Source organism: Mesorhizobium sp. WSM3224 (assembly GCF_000427725.1).
GTDB lineage: Bacteria > Pseudomonadota > Alphaproteobacteria > Rhizobiales > Rhizobiaceae > Mesorhizobium.
Map to the genome: position 1 here is coordinate 58,977 of NZ_ATYO01000029.1, position 18,028 is coordinate 77,004.

The 18,028-nt window shown below is 61.3% G+C and carries 18 protein-coding genes and 1 pseudogene; 16 read left to right on the plus strand and 3 right to left on the minus strand.

Features of this window, described 5'->3' with window-relative positions:
• Positions 1–101: 101 nt before the first annotated feature.
• The 6 genes from YU3_RS0128770 (at position 102) to YU3_RS0128795 (ending at position 5,199) form a co-directional block, all read left to right on the plus strand.
• On the plus strand, positions 102–1,301 hold the full coding sequence (locus tag YU3_RS0128770; RefSeq protein WP_027169467.1) for an NnrS family protein: 1,200 nt from the start codon (positions 102–104) through the stop codon (positions 1,299–1,301).
• A gap of 162 nt (positions 1,302–1,463) precedes the next feature.
• The gene (locus YU3_RS0128775) at positions 1,464–1,910 is read left to right on the plus strand and encodes a pseudoazurin (protein WP_027169468.1); all 447 of its coding nucleotides are present in this window, start codon (positions 1,464–1,466) and stop codon (positions 1,908–1,910) included.
• Positions 1,911–2,165: 255 nt separating this feature from the next.
• Positions 2,166–3,269: a copper-containing nitrite reductase gene (nirK, locus tag YU3_RS0128780; protein ID WP_027169469.1), complete on the plus strand. Its 1,104-nt coding sequence runs from the start codon at positions 2,166–2,168 to the stop codon at positions 3,267–3,269.
• A gap of 63 nt (positions 3,270–3,332) precedes the next feature.
• Positions 3,333–4,205: an SUMF1/EgtB/PvdO family nonheme iron enzyme gene (locus tag YU3_RS0128785; RefSeq protein WP_027169470.1), complete on the plus strand. Its 873-nt coding sequence runs from the start codon at positions 3,333–3,335 to the stop codon at positions 4,203–4,205.
• Positions 4,206–4,228: 23 nt separating this feature from the next.
• Complete coding sequence (locus tag YU3_RS0128790) at positions 4,229–4,678, plus strand: group III truncated hemoglobin (protein WP_051334112.1); 450 nt, start codon at positions 4,229–4,231, stop codon at positions 4,676–4,678.
• A gap of 89 nt (positions 4,679–4,767) precedes the next feature.
• A complete protein-coding gene (locus YU3_RS0128795) occupies positions 4,768–5,199 on the plus strand; it encodes a potassium channel family protein (protein WP_027169472.1) in 432 nt (143 codons plus the stop codon).
• A gap of 20 nt (positions 5,200–5,219) precedes the next feature.
• Here the strand turns inward: YU3_RS0128795 and hemN are convergent, their stop codons facing one another.
• Positions 5,220–6,596 (minus strand): oxygen-independent coproporphyrinogen III oxidase, encoded by a 1,377-nt coding sequence (gene hemN, locus YU3_RS0128800; RefSeq protein WP_051334117.1) that lies wholly within the window; start codon positions 6,594–6,596, stop codon positions 5,220–5,222.
• Positions 6,597–6,850: 254 nt separating this feature from the next.
• On the opposite strand from hemN, the gene ccoN reads away from it, so the two are divergent.
• The 9 genes from ccoN to YU3_RS0128845 all read left to right on the plus strand — a co-directional run bounded on the left by ccoN (position 6,851) and on the right by YU3_RS0128845 (position 15,683).
• Positions 6,851–8,461, plus strand: coding sequence for a cytochrome-c oxidase, cbb3-type subunit I (gene ccoN, locus YU3_RS0128805; RefSeq protein WP_027169474.1), 1,611 nt, complete (start codon positions 6,851–6,853; stop codon positions 8,459–8,461).
• Between the two features lie 10 nt (positions 8,462–8,471).
• Positions 8,472–9,203, plus strand: a complete 732-nt coding sequence (gene ccoO / locus YU3_RS0128810; protein ID WP_027169475.1) for a cytochrome-c oxidase, cbb3-type subunit II — start codon at positions 8,472–8,474, stop codon at positions 9,201–9,203.
• Positions 9,204–9,214: 11 nt separating this feature from the next.
• Positions 9,215–9,364 carry a CcoQ/FixQ family Cbb3-type cytochrome c oxidase assembly chaperone gene (locus YU3_RS0128815; protein ID WP_027169476.1) on the plus strand — a complete coding sequence of 50 codons (150 nt, stop codon included), beginning with the start codon at positions 9,215–9,217 and terminating at the stop codon, positions 9,362–9,364.
• Between the two features lie 2 nt (positions 9,365–9,366).
• A complete protein-coding gene (gene ccoP, locus YU3_RS0128820) occupies positions 9,367–10,230 on the plus strand; it encodes a cytochrome-c oxidase, cbb3-type subunit III (protein WP_027169477.1) in 864 nt (287 codons plus the stop codon).
• A 168-nt stretch (positions 10,231–10,398) separates the two neighbouring features.
• Complete coding sequence (gene ccoG, locus YU3_RS0128825; protein WP_027169478.1) at positions 10,399–11,958, plus strand: cytochrome c oxidase accessory protein CcoG; 1,560 nt, start codon at positions 10,399–10,401, stop codon at positions 11,956–11,958.
• Positions 11,955–12,470, plus strand: coding sequence for a FixH family protein (locus YU3_RS0128830; protein WP_027169479.1), 516 nt, complete (start codon positions 11,955–11,957; stop codon positions 12,468–12,470). The genes ccoG and YU3_RS0128830 overlap by 4 nt, the downstream gene beginning before the upstream one ends.
• Positions 12,467–14,752, plus strand: a complete 2,286-nt coding sequence (locus YU3_RS0128835; protein ID WP_027169480.1) for a cation-translocating P-type ATPase — start codon at positions 12,467–12,469, stop codon at positions 14,750–14,752. The genes YU3_RS0128830 and YU3_RS0128835 overlap by 4 nt, the downstream gene beginning before the upstream one ends.
• Entirely contained in the window at positions 14,749–14,919 is a 171-nt protein-coding gene (gene ccoS, locus YU3_RS0128840; protein WP_027169481.1) for a cbb3-type cytochrome oxidase assembly protein CcoS, read from the plus strand. The genes YU3_RS0128835 and ccoS overlap by 4 nt, the downstream gene beginning before the upstream one ends.
• A 68-nt stretch (positions 14,920–14,987) precedes the next feature.
• Complete coding sequence (locus YU3_RS0128845) at positions 14,988–15,683, plus strand: CBS domain-containing protein (protein ID WP_027169482.1); 696 nt, start codon at positions 14,988–14,990, stop codon at positions 15,681–15,683.
• Between the two features lie 138 nt (positions 15,684–15,821).
• Here YU3_RS0128845 and YU3_RS0128850 read toward each other — a convergent pair whose 3' ends face one another.
• Both YU3_RS0128850 and YU3_RS37660 read right to left on the minus strand, forming a co-directional pair.
• A complete protein-coding gene (locus YU3_RS0128850) occupies positions 15,822–16,082 on the minus strand; it encodes a DUF6455 family protein (protein ID WP_027169483.1) in 261 nt (86 codons plus the stop codon).
• Positions 16,083–16,267: 185 nt separating this feature from the next.
• Positions 16,268–16,962: pseudogene (locus YU3_RS37660) on the minus strand (VIT family protein).
• 258 nt (positions 16,963–17,220) lie between these two features.
• Here YU3_RS37660 and YU3_RS0128860 point away from each other — a divergent pair.
• On the plus strand, positions 17,221–18,006 hold the full coding sequence (locus tag YU3_RS0128860) for an FMN-binding protein (RefSeq protein WP_027169484.1): 786 nt from the start codon (positions 17,221–17,223) through the stop codon (positions 18,004–18,006).
• Positions 18,007–18,028 lie beyond the last annotated feature (22 nt).

An 18,028-nucleotide genomic window follows, 5' to 3' on the forward strand; every position in this document is an offset into this window, starting at 1 on the left:
TACCAATCACTCGCTTGTTTGCGCTGTGGCAAATTTCATCCTTCGAGACTGGGATAGAAGCGTCCAGCAGGCGCCTTGCCTGGTTTTCAATGAGGCATGTCATGGCAATTCCACGGACGCGGCCAAGCGTCTATCCGGCAATTCTCTCCTACGGGTTCCGGCCCTTCTTTCTGCTAGGCTCCCTGCAAGCCGCTGCTGCAATCGTTTTGTGGCTGCCCCTCTATTACGGTAAGCTCGAAACCTTCAGCGCCTTCCTGCCCGTGGACTGGCATATTCATGAATTGCTTTTCGGCTACCTGCCGGCGGTCGTGACCGGCTTCCTGCTGACTGCAATTCCGAATTGGACCGGACGGCTTCCCGTTCAGGATCTTCGCCTGCTGGTGCTGGTGCTGCTATGGGTCGCTGGTCGGGCGGCCGTGTTCCTTTCTGCGGAAACGGGATGGCTGCTGAGCGCGGTCATTGACTGCTCCTTTCTTTTCGCGGTGGTGGCTGCCGCCGCAACGGAAATCATTGCCGGCCGAAACTGGCGAAACATCAAGGTGCTGCTGCCCGTCACGATCCTTTTTGCGGCAAACGTCATGTTTCATCTGGAGGCGCACTATCAGGGTATCTCCGACATCAGCCGGCGTCTCGGTCTTGGAGCGGTTGTCGTCCTCATCATGATTGTCGGTGGGCGGATAATTCCGAGCTTCACCCGTAACTGGCTGGTTCGAGAAAAGCCCGGCCGCCTCCCGGTTTCATTTGGCAAGTTCGATATCGGAACGATCGCGCTGTCTGCAGTCGGCCTCGCCGCGTGGACCTTCTTTCCCGACAGCATTGCAACCGGAGCATTGCTGACCGCCGGAGCGGTCTTCAACGCAGTTCGGCTTGCCCGCTGGGCGGGCGACCGGACGCCGGCCGACCCTTTGGTTCTGATCCTGCACATCGCGTTCGCCTTTGTGCCTCTGGGCCTAGCGCTTGCTGGACTGGCCGTGTTCGCGCCGGGAACAGTCCCCGCGGTCGCCGGCATTCATGCGTTGGCTGTGGGAGCGGTGGCGTGCATGACGCTTGCCGTCATGACCCGTGCCTCACTCGGCCATACAGGCCGCGAACTGACGGCAAGCGTCGGAACACGTGCAATTTTCGCTGCGATCGTCATTGCCGCGATTCTGCGCGTAGCGGCCGCGATGGCTCCCTCCGCAGCAATTCTCTTGCATATCTCGGCGGCGCTCTGGGTTGCCGCCTTCGCCGGCTACGCCGTGCTCTTTGGCGGAATGCTCATGCGACCACGCCGGCAAGCGCGCAGCAATAGCGCCCCATGAAAGATTGGCGGGCGACGTTCCGCCAACGCCCAGTTTCTTACCGCTTCCGCGCCAATCATTTTCGTCGAAACAATTTGCGCCAGCGCAAATCGCCAGGTCGTCCGACGGTCTACAAGGGCGCAACGGTTGATGCCGTGGTGAAACAAAGAAAGGAATTCTCCAATGAAACTGCCCCTCATTGCCGCGGCGATCGCGTTGCTCTCAATCACCGGCGCCGCAAATGCCGAGGAACATGTCGTCCAGATGCTGAACAAGGGTGACAAGGGTTCGATGGTCTTCCAGCCCGATTTCGTCAGGGCGGCGCCCGGCGACACCGTCAAGTTCGTGCCGACCGACAAGACCCACAATGCCGAGATCATCAAGGGAATGATTCCGGACGGCGCCGAGCCCTTCAAGGGCAAGGCGAGCGAGGAGATCACGGTCACCCTCACCAAAGAAGGCGTCTATGGCGTGAAGTGCGCCCCCCACTATGGCATGGGCATGGTGGCACTGATCGTCGTTGGAAAGCCGGTCAACCTGGACGCGGCGGAAGCCGTCAAGCAGATCGGCAAGGCTAAACCGGTCTTTGCCGAGCTGTTCGCCGAAGCGACCAAAGCCGCTTCGAACTGATCAGACATTATCTGAGACTGCCTCCGGCAATGGCGATCCGGAAGCACTGGCCGGGCGGACCTGGGGAGAGGTCTGACCCGGCCAATTTCATTTTGCCGTTTGCCACGCCGCTGTGGCCAGCGGTCATTGCAACGACATGCTGGCAACTCCCTCCAAGTCCAAATTCATTTGGCGCAGATTTGCGCAAACGCAAAGACGCGCCGCGCCAAGACACTATCCTGGCTTCATCGAAACCGTGAAGTCGAGGAGATGAAAATGCTTACGAGACGCGAAGCTTTGCTGGGTTCTGTTCTTACCGCCGTCGCCGTTGCCGCCGTCGGCCCGGCGCCGGCAATGGCGGCCGCGAAAGATGTGGCCGGACTGCCGCGCGAAAAAGTAACCCTTGTCGCGCCGCCTTTCGTGCACGCTCACGACCAGGTGGCAAAGGGTGGCCCCAAGGTTGTCGAGTTCACCATGAAGATCGAGGAGAAGCCGACGATCATCGACGCCAACGGCACGCAGCTCAACGCCATGACCTATAACGGCTCCATTCCCGGCCCGCTCATGGTCGTGCATGAAGGCGACTATCTCGAGCTCACGCTGATCAATCCCGACACCAATACGCTCGCCCACAATATCGACTTCCATGCGGCGACCGGCGGGCTCGGCGGCGGTGCGCTGACACTGATCAACCCGGGAGAGCAAGTGACCTTGCGCTTCAAGGCGACCCGTTCCGGCACATTTGTCTACCATTGCGCGCCCGGAGGAGCGATGATCCCCTGGCATGTCGTATCGGGAATGAGCGGGGCGGTGATGGTCCTGCCGCGCGACGGCCTGAAGGACGAAAAAGGCAAGCCCATCCGCTACGACCATATCTACTATATCGGCGAGAACGACTTCTACATCCCGCGTGACGAGCAGGGCAAATTCAAGAAGTACGACTCGGCCGGCGACAACTACGACGACACCGTGAAGGTGATGCGAGGCCTGATCCCGACGCATGTCGTCTTCAACGGCAAAGCCGGATCTCTGACCGGCGAGAACGCCATGAAGGCCAAGGTCGGGGAAACGGTCTTGATCGTCCATTCTCAGGCCAACCGTGACACTCGTCCGCACCTGATCGGCGGCCATGGTGACTTCGTCTGGGAACAGGGCAAGTTCGCGAACCCACCCGCCAAGGACTTGGAAACCTGGTTCATTCGCGGCGGTTCGGCGGGCGCGGCGCTCTACACTTTCCGACAGCCCGGAATCTATGCATACGTCAATCACAATCTGATCGAGGCAGTCGAACTCGGCGCGACCGCCCACTTCACGGTAGAGGGAAAATGGGACGACGATCTGATGATGCAGGTCGAACCTCCCAAGGCGATTGCCTCATAAGGCATATTGGCCTGCGTCCCGCCGGCACCGCCGGCGGGACGCACCCGCAGGCGGAGTTTGAGCATGTCCTTCGATCCTGTCGTCACATTCGGAACAATCGCTGCCGCCGCCCTTATCGGTCTCGGCGTCGGCAATGCGATCGACGGGACGTCGCCACGATCCCGGGTTCCAGTTGCTGCGGCAGAACTGGTCACCCTGACGGCCGGGTCATATGAACACCCGCAGCCAGGCGAATTCCTCAAGGACAACCGTCCCATACCCGCACCCGTGGCGAAGGAAACCATCGATGCCCCGCTGGAAATCATGAAGTTCCAGGTAACCGCATCGGATTATGACCGCTGCGTTTCGGATAGCGCCTGCAAACCTGCCGACTCGCGCATTGTCGGCGACGTTCCGGTGACAGGCGTCAGCTTTCTCGATGCGCAGGCTTACGCGAATTGGCTATCGGAAAAGACAGGTGAAACTTGGCGGCTGCCGACCGACGTTGAATGGGCCTACGTCGCCGCCGAACGATTTCGGGCAGACATTGAGGCAGGTGAAGGCGATCCTGCCGATCCGGCCAGGCGGTGGCTTGCGCTCTATCGCAATGAGGCAGCGCTCGGTCGCAAAGCAGATCCTGAACCGCGGCCTCCGGGGGCATTTGGAGCCAATACAAAGGGCGTTGCGGATATTGCCGGCAATGTCTGGGAGTGGACATCGACCTGCTATGCCCATGTGACCATGTCCAGCGATGGCGCGCGCATCGCCAACTCGGTCAGCAATTGCGGAGTGCATGTTGTGGAGGGTTTCCACCGCACTTACATGTCGAACTTCATCCGTGACGGCAAAAGCGGCGGTTGCGCGGTCGGCACGCCGCCCGACAATCTCGGTTTTCGCCTTGTCCATGATTCCGGTGGCTTTCTGCAGGCCACTTTTCGCCGCCTCGGCCTCACCTGATTGCCCGATAAAGAGGAACATAGATGACTTCGAAGCCCGTCTTGCTCGACAGGGTCCGCCCTGCCGCCGAACAGCCCTTGGCGCGCCCCGGTGTCGATCGGACCTCGATAGGAGCGCTGGTCCGCAAATTCTATTCCAGGGTGAGAAAGGATGAGCGGCTCGGACCCATCTTCGCCCGAGAGATCGTTGGCGATTGGGAGCCCCATCTGGAGAAGATGACAGACTTCTGGTGCTCCGTCATATTGAAAAGCGGTGACTATCATGGCCGGCCGGTGCCGGCTCATCTGAAGCTTAAGAATATCATCGAAGCCGACTTCGAGATTTGGCTGGCTCTCTTCGGCGAGACGGCGTCCGAACTCTTCACCCCCGAGGTCGCGGCGGTGTTCGTTGAACGGGCGGAAAGGATAGCAGCGAGCTTGAAGCTCGCCGTGTTCTTTCACCTCGGCCCCGCCACCAACGCGCCAGCTCAGTAAATCCCGCCGGGGCGGTGGAATTTGCTGAGCTGATATCCGGTTTGATTATGCGCAAGGACCGTGGCCGTCGAGACTAGTAATTTCCGCCGATGATCCTCAATCTTTGCACCGGTACGATCGTCATAAGCCTAACGGTCGTGATCCACACTTTCGGCCTTATCGCGATCACTCACGTGATGACGCGTCTCGTGGCGCTCTTTCGCATGCATGGGCGGCGCAGCCGGATCCTGGCCATGATCAGCGTGGTTATGGGGCTTTTCGCTGTCATGACGGCGGAAGTCTGGCTATGGGCCGGAATCTATCGGCTGCTCGGAATCCTGGGGGATTTCGAGACGGCGCTTTACTTCTCGACCATCACCTTTTCGACGGTCGGCTATGGAGATGTGGTGCCCGCTCATGGCTGGCGCGTGCTTGCGGCCCTCGAGGGCATCAATGGCTTTCTCCTGATTGGCTGGTCGACCGCCTATCTGATCGCGGCCGGCACCCGCGTCGGTCCCTTCAGGATGGGCGAGCATTTTTGATCCGCTAACCGAGCCGTCGCTCAGACCGCTAACGAGTGCCTGCCGGTTCCGTTGGTAAGATATTTGTCAAATTTCGCCGCCACCGTCCTGACGAAGGGGCGGCTTTCCTCCGGCACGACGAAGTTTTCACCGTCGAGCCGCAGAAGCTGGCCGGCGCCGCTTATGGCCAGTCGGCTCGCCTCGCAGAGCAGCGTCCGACCTACCGCTCCAAAGCGTTCGACAAGATCTCCCGCTGAGAAAGTAAAGTTGCACATCAGGCGCTCGATGACCCAGCCCCGCGCCAGATCATCGAGACTGAACTCAATGCCGCGCGCTATCGCCAGTTGTCCGGAATCCACGGCCTTTTCGTACTCGCCGGTGGCAACGATGTTTTGTGCGTGGCCTTGGCGAAACCGGCTGATCGAGGAGGGACCAAGACCGATCAGGGTTTCGCACTGGTCCTCGGTATATCCCTGGAAATTGCGTCGGATCTTGCCGACACGGGCGGCAACCGCCAGCGTGTCCTTCGGCTTTGCGAAATGGTCCAATCCCAATGCCTCGTAGCCGGCGTCGACAATCAGTTGCGCGGCAAGCTGCGACTGCGCCAGGCGTGCGGTGGAGTCAGGCAGCCAGGCTTCATCGATCATCGTCTGATGCTTCTTGAACCAGGGCACATGCGCGTAGCCGAACAGGGCAAGCCTGTCCGGCGCCAGCGTCAGCGCCTGGGCGACCGTCGCCGCGACACTCTCGCGGGTCTGATGCGGCAGACCGTAGAGCAGATCCAGGTTGACGGAAGCGACGCCCCGCGCGCGCACTGCATCGACAATGCTTTTGGTCAGCGCGAAGCTCTGTTCGCGATTGATCGCCTTCTGCACCTTGGGATCGAAATCCTGGACGCCGAGGCTCGCTCTTGTCATGCCGATCGCGGCGAAGGCGTCGAGCCGACCCTCATCCATGTCGTTCGGATCGATCTCGACGCTCAGGCCGGCATCGTCGAGAAAGTCGAATTGATCCCGCAACCCTCTTCCGAGCACGAGGATGTCGTCTGGCTTCAGCATCGTCGGGGAACCGCCACCGAAATGGACGGCGCGGACCCTGCCCCGCCCGCTCACAAGGCCGCCGACCGTTTCGATCTCCTTATGAAGTGAGCCCAGGAAGGTAGCCACGGGCGCATAGTGACGCGTCTGCTTCGTATGGCAGGCGCAGAACCAGCACAGCCGGTCGCAATAGGGGATATGCAGATACAGCGATATCTCGTCATCGCCTTCAAGCGCATCCATCCACCCGCGAACCGTGACCGCGTCAACGCCCGGATGGAAATGCGGCGCCGTCGGATAGCTCGTGTAGCGCGGTACATTGTCACCAAGGCCCACAGTCGGCGTTGGGTGCGGGGGATGGGTGGCGGCGGGAGGGGTCATGACGGTCATGCTGCCTGAACGACAACGGCAAAACCTTGATTTCGATCAAGGCGGCGCGAAGCAACACGCAAATTGCGGGCCTAGTTCATCACAGGGCGTCACAATGGTCCGTACGCGAGCCCGTGGCGGACGCGGATGACCCCCAAACAAGCACGCGTTTGATCTGAATCAAGGCCGCGGATGGAAAAATCCCGAAAAGGTGCCGCGAGCGGACATTTCCGCCGGAACTTTCGTGACGAGATCGGGGACTTGCGATGAAATTTGGCACAGAGATCGTCCTTCTAAGCCTGTTTGCTTTTGGCGCCCTTGTGGCCGCGGGCTTCGGCGTGGATGAACCTTTTCGCCAGCACATGTGGGTTTTGTTCTTCGCCGTGGCTGGCTTCACTGCGATCCTGCTGCGCAGCACGGATCACAAGCCTGCGGCGCCGATCGATCCCTCCGCCTACTTGGATGGTCCGATCCGCTACGGGGCCATCGCAACGGTGTTCTGGGGTGTCGTCGGCATGTTGGTCGGCGTGATCATTGCGCTACAGCTTGCATACCCTCACCTCAACATCGAGCCTTGGTTCAATTTCGGTCGGTTGCGGCCGGTTCACACCTCTGGCGTGGTCTTTGCCTTCGGCGGCAACGCGCTGATTTGCACCTCGCTTTACGTCGTCCAACGCACCTGCCGGGCGCGCCTCTTCGGCGGCAATCTCGCCTGGTTCGTCTTCTGGGGATATCAGCTTTTCATCGTCATGGCCGCGACTGGCTATCTGCTGGGCATCACCGAAAGCCGCGAATATGCGGAGCCGGAATGGTATGTCGACATCTGGCTGACGATCGTCTGGGTCGCGTACCTGATCCTATTCCTTGGCACCATCTTGAAGCGCAAGGAACCGCACATCTACGTCGCCAACTGGTTCTATCTCTCCTTCATCGTGACCATCGCGATGCTCCACGTCGTCAACAATCTGTCGATGCCGGCCTCGTTCCTGGGATCGAAGAGTTATTCGGCCTTTTCCGGCGTTCAGGACGCGCTCACCCAGTGGTGGTATGGCCACAACGCGGTCGGCTTCTTCCTCACCGCCGGTTTCCTGGGCATGATGTATTACTTTGTCCCCAAGCAGGTGAACCGGCCGGTTTATTCCTACCGCCTTTCGATCATCCACTTCTGGGCATTGATCTTCCTGTATATCTGGGCGGGTCCGCATCATCTCCATTATACCGCTCTGCCCGATTGGGCTCAGACGCTGGGCATGGTGTTCTCGATCATGCTGTGGATGCCTTCCTGGGGCGGCATGATCAACGGCCTCATGACCCTCTCCGGGGCCTGGGACAAGATACGCACGGATCCGATTGTCCGCATGATGGTTGCGGCCATCGCCTTCTACGGCATGTCGACCTTCGAAGGTCCGATGATGTCGATCAAGACCGTCAACTCGCTCTCGCACTACACGGATTGGACAATCGGCCACGTCCATTCGGGTGCGCTCGGCTGGGTCGGCCTGATCACCTTCGGCGCCATCTACCACATGGTGCCCAAGCTCTGGAACCGCGAGCGGCTCTATTCGCTGCGGCTTGTCACCTGGCACTTCTGGCTGGCGACGCTCGGCATTGTTGTCTACGCGGCAGTGATGTGGGTCTCGGGCATCATGCAGGGGCTCATGTGGCGCGAGTACGATGAGCAGGGCTTCCTCGTCTACTCCTTCGCCGAGACCGTCGCCGCCATGCATCCCTATTATGTCATGCGCGCCGCGGGCGGCGCGATGTACCTCACAGGCATGCTGATCATGGCCTGGAACGTCACCATGACCATTCGTGGCTACCAGCGCGAAGAACAGTCTTTGCCCGGTTCCGCCCCTGCCCTTCAGCCTGCTGAATAAGGAGCCACACATGGGCTTGATGGACAAACACGCGATCATCGAGAAGAACGCCACTCTCCTTCTCGTCGGATCCCTGCTGGTCGTGACCATCGGCGGCATCGTCGAGATCGCACCGCTCTTCTACCTCGACAACACGATCGAGAAGGTCGAGGGCATGCGGCCCTACGCGCCGCTCGAGCTCGCCGGCCGCAACATCTATGTGCGAGAGGGATGCTACCTCTGCCACAGCCAGATGATCAGACCGTTCCGCGACGAGGTGGAACGCTACGGCCATTACAGCCTGGCGGCCGAGTCGATGTACGATCACCCGTTCCAGTGGGGGTCCAAGCGCACGGGCCCCGATCTCGCGCGCGTCGGCGACCGCTACTCCAACAGCTGGCACGTCCAGCATCTTACCGACCCGCGTTCCGTCGTGCCGGAATCCATCATGCCGAGCTATGCCTTCCTGAAGGATACGCCGATCGAGGTGAAGAACTTCTCGACGCATCTCGTCGCCAACCGGCGTGTCGGCGTCCCCTACTCCGATGACATGATCACCAATGCCAATGTCGATCTGATGGCGCAGGCCGATCCCAATGCAGACACGTCTGGCCTGGAGAAGCGTTATCCGAAGGCCAAAGTCGGCGACTTCGACGGCAATCCGCAACAAGTCACCGAGATGGATGCGCTGGTCGCTTATCTGCAGATGCTCGGGACGCTCGTCGATTTCAAGAACTACGACGAAGCCGCCGGCTACCGCTGAGGAGGGCAACGATGGACTACAATTTGATGCGGGAATTTGCGGACAGTTGGGGCCTGCTTGCCATGGCCCTGTTCTTCGTCGGTTGCATTGCCTTCGCTCTCCGTCCGGGCGGCAAACCGCAGGCGGATCAAGCCGCACAGATTCCACTCAAGGACGATTGATCATGAGCAGCGAGCATGTCGACGAAATCTCGGGCGTGACGACGACCGGCCATGAATGGGACGGGATCAGGGAGCTCAACAATCCCCTGCCGCGCTGGTGGGTGATCACCTTCTACGTCACCATAGCCTGGGCGCTGGCCTACACGATCGCCTACCCCGCATGGCCGATGCTAAGCTCCGCCACCAAGGGTGTCCTGGGCTTTTCAAGCCGCAATGACGTCAAGAACGAAATGGCTGCGGCTGAAATCGGCAAGGCCAAGTACGTCGCGGCAATACAGTCTAAAACTGTTTCGGAAATTGCCACGGACGACGCGTTGCGCGAGTTCGCCGTCGCGGCCGGCGGCGCGGCATTCAAGGTCAACTGCGTGCAGTGCCACGGCTCCGGCGCGCAAGGGTCGACAGGTTTTCCGAATCTCAACGATGACGATTGGCTTTGGGGCGGCAAGACAGAGCAGATCCAGCAGACGATCACGCACGGCATCCGCTTTGCCCCGGATGCCGACACCCGTCAGTCGGAGATGCCCGCCTTTGTAGACGTGCTCAAGCCCGAGCAGATAGATCAGGTCGGCGCTTTCGTGGCCAGCCTTTCTGGGCCAGTACGGGACAAAACCCTGATCGAGCCCGGCGCCAAGATTTTCGCCGACAATTGTGCCGCCTGCCATGGTGAGAACGCAAAGGGCAACCGGGAACTCGGGGCACCCGATCTGACCGATGCGATCTGGCTCCACGGTTCCGGCGAAGCCGCGATTGCTTCTCAGGTGCGAGCCCCGAAGAACGGGGTGATGCCTGCCTGGGTCGGCCGCCTCGGCGAGACGACAGTCAAGGAACTGGCTGTCTACGTCCATTCGCTTGGCGGTGGAGAATAGGAGCGGGGCCTATTCTCGGCCCTCGACCGTTCAAGCGACGAGGCCCGGCATGCCGGGCCTCGACTTGCTTTTGATGACTCAATTTGACCTGCATCAACGCGACGCGCGCGCACGATTGCAAGACTGCTGGACACGGGCGGCGTCATTTCGCCGTGATTGGAGATCGTCGTGCTGGATCAGTCGCAAGTAGAACGGCTCGAGGCTGAAGCGGTCAATTCCGCAAGGACGCGACAGCCGCTTTATGCCGCGCGCAAGAAGATCTTTCCGAAGCGCGCCTCCGGCCGGTTTCGCCAGTTCAAATGGCTGGTGATGGCGATCACGCTCGGTATCTATTACCTGATCCCCTGGCTTCGCTGGGACCGCGGGTCCTTCGCTCCCGACCAGGCCGTTCTCATCGACCTGGCGAACCGTCGTTTCTACTTCTTTTTCATCGAGATCTGGCCGCAGGAGTTCTACTACGTCGCCGGTCTCCTCATGATGGCGGGCGTCGGCCTTTTCCTGATCACATCGACGGTCGGCCGGGCGTGGTGCGGCTACACCTGCCCGCAGACCGTCTGGGTGGACCTGTTCCTTGTCGTGGAACGGGCGATCGAAGGCGATCGCAATGCCCGCATCAAGCTCGACGCCGCCCCGTGGACCGCTCGCAAGCTCTTCCTGCGCATATCCAAGCACGCCGTCTGGCTCGTCATCGCGGCGGCCACGGGCGGCGCCTGGATCTTCTACTTCGCCGATGCGCCGAAGCTGCTCGGCGAAGTCATCGCCGGCATGGCGGCCCCCGTCGCCTATGTCACGATCGCCGTGCTCACCGGCACCACCTATGTGTTCGGCGGGCTGATGCGAGAGCAGGTCTGCACCTACATGTGCCCATGGCCGCGCATCCAGGCCGCCATGCTCGATGAAAATTCGCTTACGGTGACGTATAACGACTGGCGCGGCGAGCCGCGTTCAAGGCATGCCAAAAAGGCTTCGGCCGTCGGACAAACAGTCGGCGACTGCGTCGATTGCAACGCCTGTGTCGCCGTCTGTCCCATGGGCATCGACATCCGTGACGGCCAGCAGCTGGAATGCATCACCTGCGCGCTGTGCATCGACGCCTGTGACAGCGTCATGGATAAGCTCGGCCGGGAACGCGGGCTGATTTCGTACGCAACGCTGGCCGACTACAACGCCAACATGACAGTGGCCACTTCCGGCGGCACCGGCCCGGTCGATCCGGCGCTCGTAAGAACGGCGAGCGGCAGCTTCGCCGACGGCTTGGCACATTTCCATCTCGGCAAGATCTTCCGGTTGCGCACCTATGTCTATCTCGGTGCATGGTCGGCGATCGGCCTGGTGCTCGTCTATTCGTTGCTGACGCGCGAGCGGCTGGAGCTGAATGTCCTGCATGATCGCAATCCGCAGTTCGTGACGCTCTCCGACGGCTCGATCCGAAACGGCTACACGGTCAAGCTGCTCAACATGATACCCCAGCCGAGGACGATCGAGGTCACGCTGCAGGGCCTCGACGGCGGTGAGATGAGCATCGTCGGCATCGACCAGCCCGCAAGTCGCTCGTTCTCCGTTCCGGTTGAACCCGACCGGCTGAAGACGCTCAAGATCTTCGTCAGGCAACCGGCGGACCAAATCAAGAAACCGGCGCAGAGTTTCCAATTCCGCATCGACGACAAGGCGAGTTCCGAATCCGCCGAATACACCGCCAGTTTCAACGCGCCGGAGAAAGACAAATGAGCGCCGAAATGCGGAAGCCACGCGAGTTCACCGGCAAGCACATGTTGCTCGTCATCGTCAGCTTCTTCGCCGTGGTGATCGGGGTCAACGTCACCATGGCCACGCTCGCCCAGACGAGCTGGACCGGCCTCGTTGTCGAGAACACCTATGTCGCAAGCCAGCAGTTCAACGAAGAAGCGCGGAAAGGAAAGGCGCAGGCTGCGCTAGGCTGGACAGGCAAGCTGACCGTCGCCTCCGGCGAAGTTCGCTACAGCCTTGCCGACAGTAAAGGCAAGCCGGTGCCGCTGCACGGCGTCAGGATGCTGTTCCGCCACCCGGCCTATGAGGCCGAGGATGAAGCCCTGACACTTGCCGCGGTGTCCGGAGGCACTCCGGGCGATACACAGGAGTTTGCCGTCCGGCACACGCCGAAGGACGGCGTCTGGATCGTGGAGATCGATGCGGACGCCGGACTGGCGTCGTCGTTTCGTGACGTTCGCCGCGTCATGATCTCGCATGGAGCCTTGCAATGAGTTGCTGCGCGCCGGGCGCCGAAATGGCGCTGGAGATCGCCACGCCGGCGGCCGTGCCGCCGTCGAGCGAGGAGATCAAGCTGGCCAGCCGCTCCCTGGGCGGCGATATTCACCAAACCGACCTGTCGGTGCCGACGGTTCATTGCGGGGCTTGCATCCAAACGATCGAGGCTGCGCTCGGCTCGATCGAGAACGTTGAGTCCGCTCGCGTCAACCTGTCGACGAAGCGTGTGTCGATTCGCTGGCACGGAGACAGCGTTCCGCCATTCTTTACCGTGCTCGGCCGGCTCGGCTATCAGGCGCACCTGTTCGACCCGGAAATTCACGCGAAGGACAGGACGCTCTCGGAGCTGATCCGCGCTGTCGCCGTGGCGGGGTTTGCCGCCGGCAACATCATGCTGCTCTCGGTATCTGTCTGGTCCGGCGCGGAGGGGCCAACACGCGATCTTTTTCATTGGCTGTCGGCGCTGATCGCCATTCCAGCCCTCGCCTTCGCCGGCGGTATCTACTTCCGCTCCGCGGCGAACGCGCTACGCCATGGCCGGATGAACATGGACGTGCCGATCGCGGTGGGTGTTTCGCTCGCCTACGCGATGAGCCTCTATGAGACCATCAACCACGGTGAGCACGCCTATTTCGACGCTTCGGTATCGCTGCTTTTCTTCCTGTTGATCGGCCGCACGCTGGACCACGTCATGCGTGAGCGGGCGCGAACCGCGGTCAATGGCCTGTCGCGGCTTGCCGTGCGGGGTTCCATTGTCCTGCGAGACGACGAAACCCGCGAATACGTGCCCGTCGCCGAACTCGCGCCAGGAATGCGTCTGCTCATCGCGGCCGGAGAACGGGTACCGGTCGATGGCGATATCATCAGCGGGAATTCCGACCTGGATTGCTCGATCGTCTCCGGCGAGAGCGCGCCCAAAACCGTGAGTGCCGGCGCACATGTCCAGGCTGGCACGCTGAACCTGACGGGTCCTGTGACGATGCAGGCAACCGCCGCCGCTAAGGATTCCTTCCTGGCGGAAATGGTCCGGCTGATGGAGGCCGCCGAGGGCGGGCGCTCGCGCTACAGGCGGATTGCGGACCGGGTATCGGCACTCTACGCGCCAGTGGTCCATCTGGCGGCCTTTGCCACGTTCCTCGGCTGGATGGTCGCATCCGGCGATTGGCACCGCGCCATCACTGTCGCCATCGCCGTACTTATCATCACCTGCCCCTGCGCGCTCGGCCTTGCCGTGCCGATTGTCCAGGTCGTGGCGGCCCGGCGTCTGTTCGAGGCCGGCGTCATGGTCAAAAACGGTTCGGCTATGGAGCGTCTCGCGGCGATCGACGCGGCTGTGTTCGACAAGACCGGGACGCTGACCCTAGGGCTACCCAGACTCCTCAACGCGGCATCGATCGATCCGGCTATGCTGGCGATCGCGGCCGACATGGCAGCTCATTCCCGGCACCCGTTTTCAAAGGCGCTGGTTGCATATGGAAGCGCTCGTAGCCGAACCAAATTCGACCGCGTGCAGGAAGAGCCCGGCTTCGGCATCGAAGCCCTCGCCGACGGCGATACCTGGCGCCTTGGCCGGCGCGGCTGGGCCGGGTGGAAGGCCCGTACGGGCGGTGAAGGACGATACGGCGGCTTTGGCGGCACGGTTCTCGCGAAGAATGGCAGGATCGTCGCATGCTTCGCCTTCGAGGATGCCACGCGAGCCGATGCGAAGGCGGCAGTGCAAGGATTGAAGGACGCCGGTATCTCGGTCGAGATGCTCTCCGGCGACACCGCGAGGGCCTGTGGCGAGGCGGCCGGAATTGTGAGCATAGAGAACTTTGTGCCCGCCTTGCTGCCCTCGGGAAAGGTCGAGAGGATCGAGACGTTGGCCCGCGCCGGTCACAAGGTGCTGATGGTAGGCGATGGCCTCAACGACACGCCGGCGCTTGGCGCCGCGCATGTCTCGATGGCTCCGGCGACCGCGGCCGACATCGGCCGCAAAGCCGCGGATTTCGTCTTCCTGCGCGAGAGTCTGCTGGCGGTGCCGCTCGCCCTGGATGTCTCGCGCAAGGCTGGCCGGCTCATCCGCCAGAACATCGCTATCGCGATCATCTACAACGCATTCGCCGTGCCGATCGCCATCCTCGGACATGTGACGCCGCTCATCGCGGCGATCGCGATGAGCGCTTCCTCGCTGATTGTGATCGCAAATGCGTTGCGGCTTCAGGCAACGGCGAAGGCGGCACCTGACGCGGCTCTGGCCAGGCGCCGTTCCGATGTCGTAGGGATGGCCCATCCATGACCACGCTCGTCTATCTCATTCCGGTAGCCCTGTTCCTGGGAGCGCTCGGTTTGTCCGGATTCCTGTGGGCCTTGCGCAGCGGCCAGTACGAAGATCTCGATGGCGCTGCCGAGCGGATACTGATCGAGCCCGATGCGCGAGACAATGAAGGCCCACGATCAAACTGACGCAGGTCAAAGCGCCGACGCTCCCGGCGTTCCAGAAAAAGCCTGACGAAGCGCAGCAGGAGGCATCGATGCAAGCCCAGGACATCATGACGACGCCGGTGATCTCGATCGATGCTTCGGCCTCGATCGCCGCCGCGGCCGACTTGATGTTGACCAGGAAGATAAGCTGTCTGCCGGTCACACGCGACAGTGTCTTGGTCGGCATCATAAGCGAAGGCGACTTCCTCCGCCGCAAGGAACTTGGCACCCAGCGTGTTCGTCCGCGCTGGCTCGAATTTCTGACCGGCCCCGGCAAGATCGCCGATGAATATGTGCACACAACCGGCCGTCGGGTTGGTGACGTGATGACGACGGACGTCATCTCGGCGCCGCCTGGCGCGTCGCTAGCCGAGATCGTCGAATTGATGGCGAACCACGACATCAAAAATGTGCCGATCCTCGATCAGGACAGAATGGTCGGGATCATAACCCGCTCCGATTTGTTGCGCGCCCTGCTCCGGATCCTGCCCAAATCAGGCGCCGCGACTGCCGATGACGAGGTCATACGCAGGAACATCATTGCCGAGTTGCAGGGACAGTCCTGGAGCGGCGGCGACCTTATCGGCGTTACCGTCGATAAGGGAGACGTCGAGCTGAGTGGCGCGATTTTCGACGAGCGTCAGCGAAAGGCCGCTGTCGTTGCCGCCGAGAACGTTGCCGGGGTCAAGAAAGTCACGGACAAACTCTTCTGCGCCGGGCCGTTGTCGGTGGTGCTTGTCTCTTGAAGGGCATCGCGCCGAAACGGATTTAACGGATTCAGGCGACGCGCTTTTAATCTTTGTTTTGATGCTTGTCGTTCTCCCAGAACCGCTGCCTGGGCGGCTCACCGCCGCAGCCGATCAGCCTGCGGCCGTGGTGTTCAATCAACGGATAGATTGCAACCGAGCGATCAAGTCGCCATTGCGGCAATAGGCCGGCGGGTGATCCGCATGTTCGGTTTCGTCAAGCCAGGCCGCGCATTCGTCCTGATGGCCGCAGGACCGGCACCGGTCCACGGCACGATTGGTGACAGCGACGTGATCCGCGACGACTTTCAGCTGCCTGTCGATGCCCAATTTCTGCATCATGCGCCCCATCAACGCTGTTCGAGCGTCAAGGCTAATCAGATATTCGAGAAAGTTCATGTCGTCACACTCCTCAGTCGGCAATCATTGCCATGCCAAGCAGCGTGCCACGTTGATCTCGATCAACGAGGGCCATCCGTTCCCGAAAATTGCTTCCGCCGGGTTCTCGTCAAGGCCACACCAGCGCAGTCAGCGCTGGATACAACGCGGCTCACCTGCATATGATAGCCTCGGTAAAGCCTGTCCTAGCCGGCGGTGCCGAACATAGCGCCAATGCCCGCGGTCAGAGCCATCGCCAGCGCTCCCCAAAAGGTGACCCGAGCAGTGGCCCTCAATACGTTGGCACCGCCGGCCCGCGCGCCATTGCGCCCAGCACCGCCAAGAACAGTAGCGATGCAATCGAAACGACGGCAACCAGTCTTGCGGGTGGCGAAAGCAGCACCATTGCCAATGGCATGATCGCACCGATTGAAAACGCCGCCGCCGAAGCCAGCGCGGCCAGGATCGGTCGTGCAGCGGTAACCTCGGAAATACCAAGCTCGTCACGGGCGTGGGCGCCGAGCGCGTCCTTGGCCATCAACTGGTCAGCCACCTGCAACGCCAATTCAGGCTCTACGCCTCGATCGATGTAGATCTGGGCAAGCTCCTGCCTCTCGAATTCGGGTTGGCTCACCAGTTCTTTTCGCTCACGCGCGAGATCCGCGTGCTCAGTATCGGCCTGGGAGCTGACGGATACATATTCGCCGGCGGCCATCGACATGGCGCCCGCCACCAGACCCGCGACGCCGGCTACCAGCACGCTGGCCGTGGTGGCATTTGCGCTTGCAACCCCAATGATCAGGCTGGCCGTCGAAACGATACCGTCATTGGCGCCGAGCACCGCGGCCCGTAACCAGCCAATGCGCGACACAAGATGGTTTTCAGCGTGAAGGCGGCTCATGATTGAGGTGATGAATAGTTGAATGTTGCCATGGTACTGCCTCCACATCGACAAGCGCAGGAATGCAGCTTCATTGCTTCCTGATCGGAGCAAATACCCTGATCCAAGTCAAATGGCTGCGCAGATTCGCCAGATGCGACACTTTTCGCAGGCCAAGGCGCGCTGACAGCCAGCTGTCAGCTAACTCATGAGATATTGCAGCAAGAAGGCATGCAATGGTCCGGCCGTTGCGCGCCCTGAAGCCGGGATGCAATGCTTATGAAACAGATCGCCTTATCGCTGTTCGTGATCGCCTCATCGGGTGCCTATGTCTGGGATCAGGCAGGCACGCCGCCAGCCAACGACTTGATCGAAGCGGATAGTGCTGCCAATGCCGCAACGCAGAGCACCTCGCAGCCATTCGTTCCACCTGCGTCGGCCGATCCGGTCGCAGTGCCGGCGACGTCCCCGCGCAAAATTCCCCAGAATGCGCGGCGGGAGCCGACCGCGCAGAGGCCGATCGACGTCGGTGCGGACAACACGGCGGCGATTGCGACGGCTCCAAAGCCGGCGCTTGGCACCAGCCCGCCGGAGGCCTCGAAGGTTGCGCCTCCGCCACCGAAGCAAAATCCCGCGCCGGCAGCTGCGAGTACGCCGATGCCGGATGCACCGACGTTCGCGGTGACGCCTGCCGCTTATATTCCGATCCCGCAGCCGCGACCGGCTTATCCGCAAGCCACCGCGCGCGTCATTCACACCGGCATGAAGATCGCGGCCCACCGCTATGCCGACGGGGTCTACACTGGTCCCGCAGCCGACGCCTACTACGGCATCATCCAGATCCAGGCGCTCGTCCAAGGCGGTCGCCTGACGGCACTCAAGGTACTCAAATACCCCAGCGACCGCCGCACATCTGTCAGCATCAACCGGCAAGCGTTGCCCATGCTGCGCGATGAAGCAATCAGCGCGCAAGGCGCTGATGTCGACATCATCTCGGGCGCCACGCTGACCAGCAAGGCCTTTATCCAATCGCTGGGCGGCGCCCTGAAGAAGGCGTCGTCGTAATTCCATGAGCGAGACGAGAATA

Coding starts and splice junctions, on each gene's coding strand:
- YU3_RS0128860 (WP_027169484.1), top strand. CDS start 17,221: ATGAAACAGATCGCCTTATCGCTGTTCGTGATCGCCTCATCGGGTGCC.
- ccoO (WP_027169475.1), top strand. CDS start 8,472: ATGGGCTTGATGGACAAACACGCGATCATCGAGAAGAACGCCACTCTC.
- YU3_RS0128815 (WP_027169476.1), top strand. CDS start 9,215: ATGGACTACAATTTGATGCGGGAATTTGCGGACAGTTGGGGCCTGCTT.
- YU3_RS0128790 (WP_051334112.1), top strand. CDS start 4,229: ATGACTTCGAAGCCCGTCTTGCTCGACAGGGTCCGCCCTGCCGCCGAA.
- ccoN (WP_027169474.1), top strand. CDS start 6,851: ATGAAATTTGGCACAGAGATCGTCCTTCTAAGCCTGTTTGCTTTTGGC.
- YU3_RS0128775 (WP_027169468.1), top strand. CDS start 1,464: ATGAAACTGCCCCTCATTGCCGCGGCGATCGCGTTGCTCTCAATCACC.
- YU3_RS0128770 (WP_027169467.1), top strand. CDS start 102: ATGGCAATTCCACGGACGCGGCCAAGCGTCTATCCGGCAATTCTCTCC.
- ccoS (WP_027169481.1), top strand. CDS start 14,749: ATGACCACGCTCGTCTATCTCATTCCGGTAGCCCTGTTCCTGGGAGCG.
- hemN (WP_051334117.1), bottom strand. CDS start 6,596: ATGACCCCTCCCGCCGCCACCCATCCCCCGCACCCAACGCCGACTGTG.
- YU3_RS0128850 (WP_027169483.1), bottom strand. CDS start 16,082: ATGAACTTTCTCGAATATCTGATTAGCCTTGACGCTCGAACAGCGTTG.
- ccoP (WP_027169477.1), top strand. CDS start 9,367: ATGAGCAGCGAGCATGTCGACGAAATCTCGGGCGTGACGACGACCGGC.
- YU3_RS0128785 (WP_027169470.1), top strand. CDS start 3,333: ATGTCCTTCGATCCTGTCGTCACATTCGGAACAATCGCTGCCGCCGCC.
- YU3_RS0128845 (WP_027169482.1), top strand. CDS start 14,988: ATGCAAGCCCAGGACATCATGACGACGCCGGTGATCTCGATCGATGCT.
- YU3_RS0128835 (WP_027169480.1), top strand. CDS start 12,467: ATGAGTTGCTGCGCGCCGGGCGCCGAAATGGCGCTGGAGATCGCCACG.
- YU3_RS0128830 (WP_027169479.1), top strand. CDS start 11,955: ATGAGCGCCGAAATGCGGAAGCCACGCGAGTTCACCGGCAAGCACATG.
- nirK (WP_027169469.1), top strand. CDS start 2,166: ATGCTTACGAGACGCGAAGCTTTGCTGGGTTCTGTTCTTACCGCCGTC.
- YU3_RS0128795 (WP_027169472.1), top strand. CDS start 4,768: ATGATCCTCAATCTTTGCACCGGTACGATCGTCATAAGCCTAACGGTC.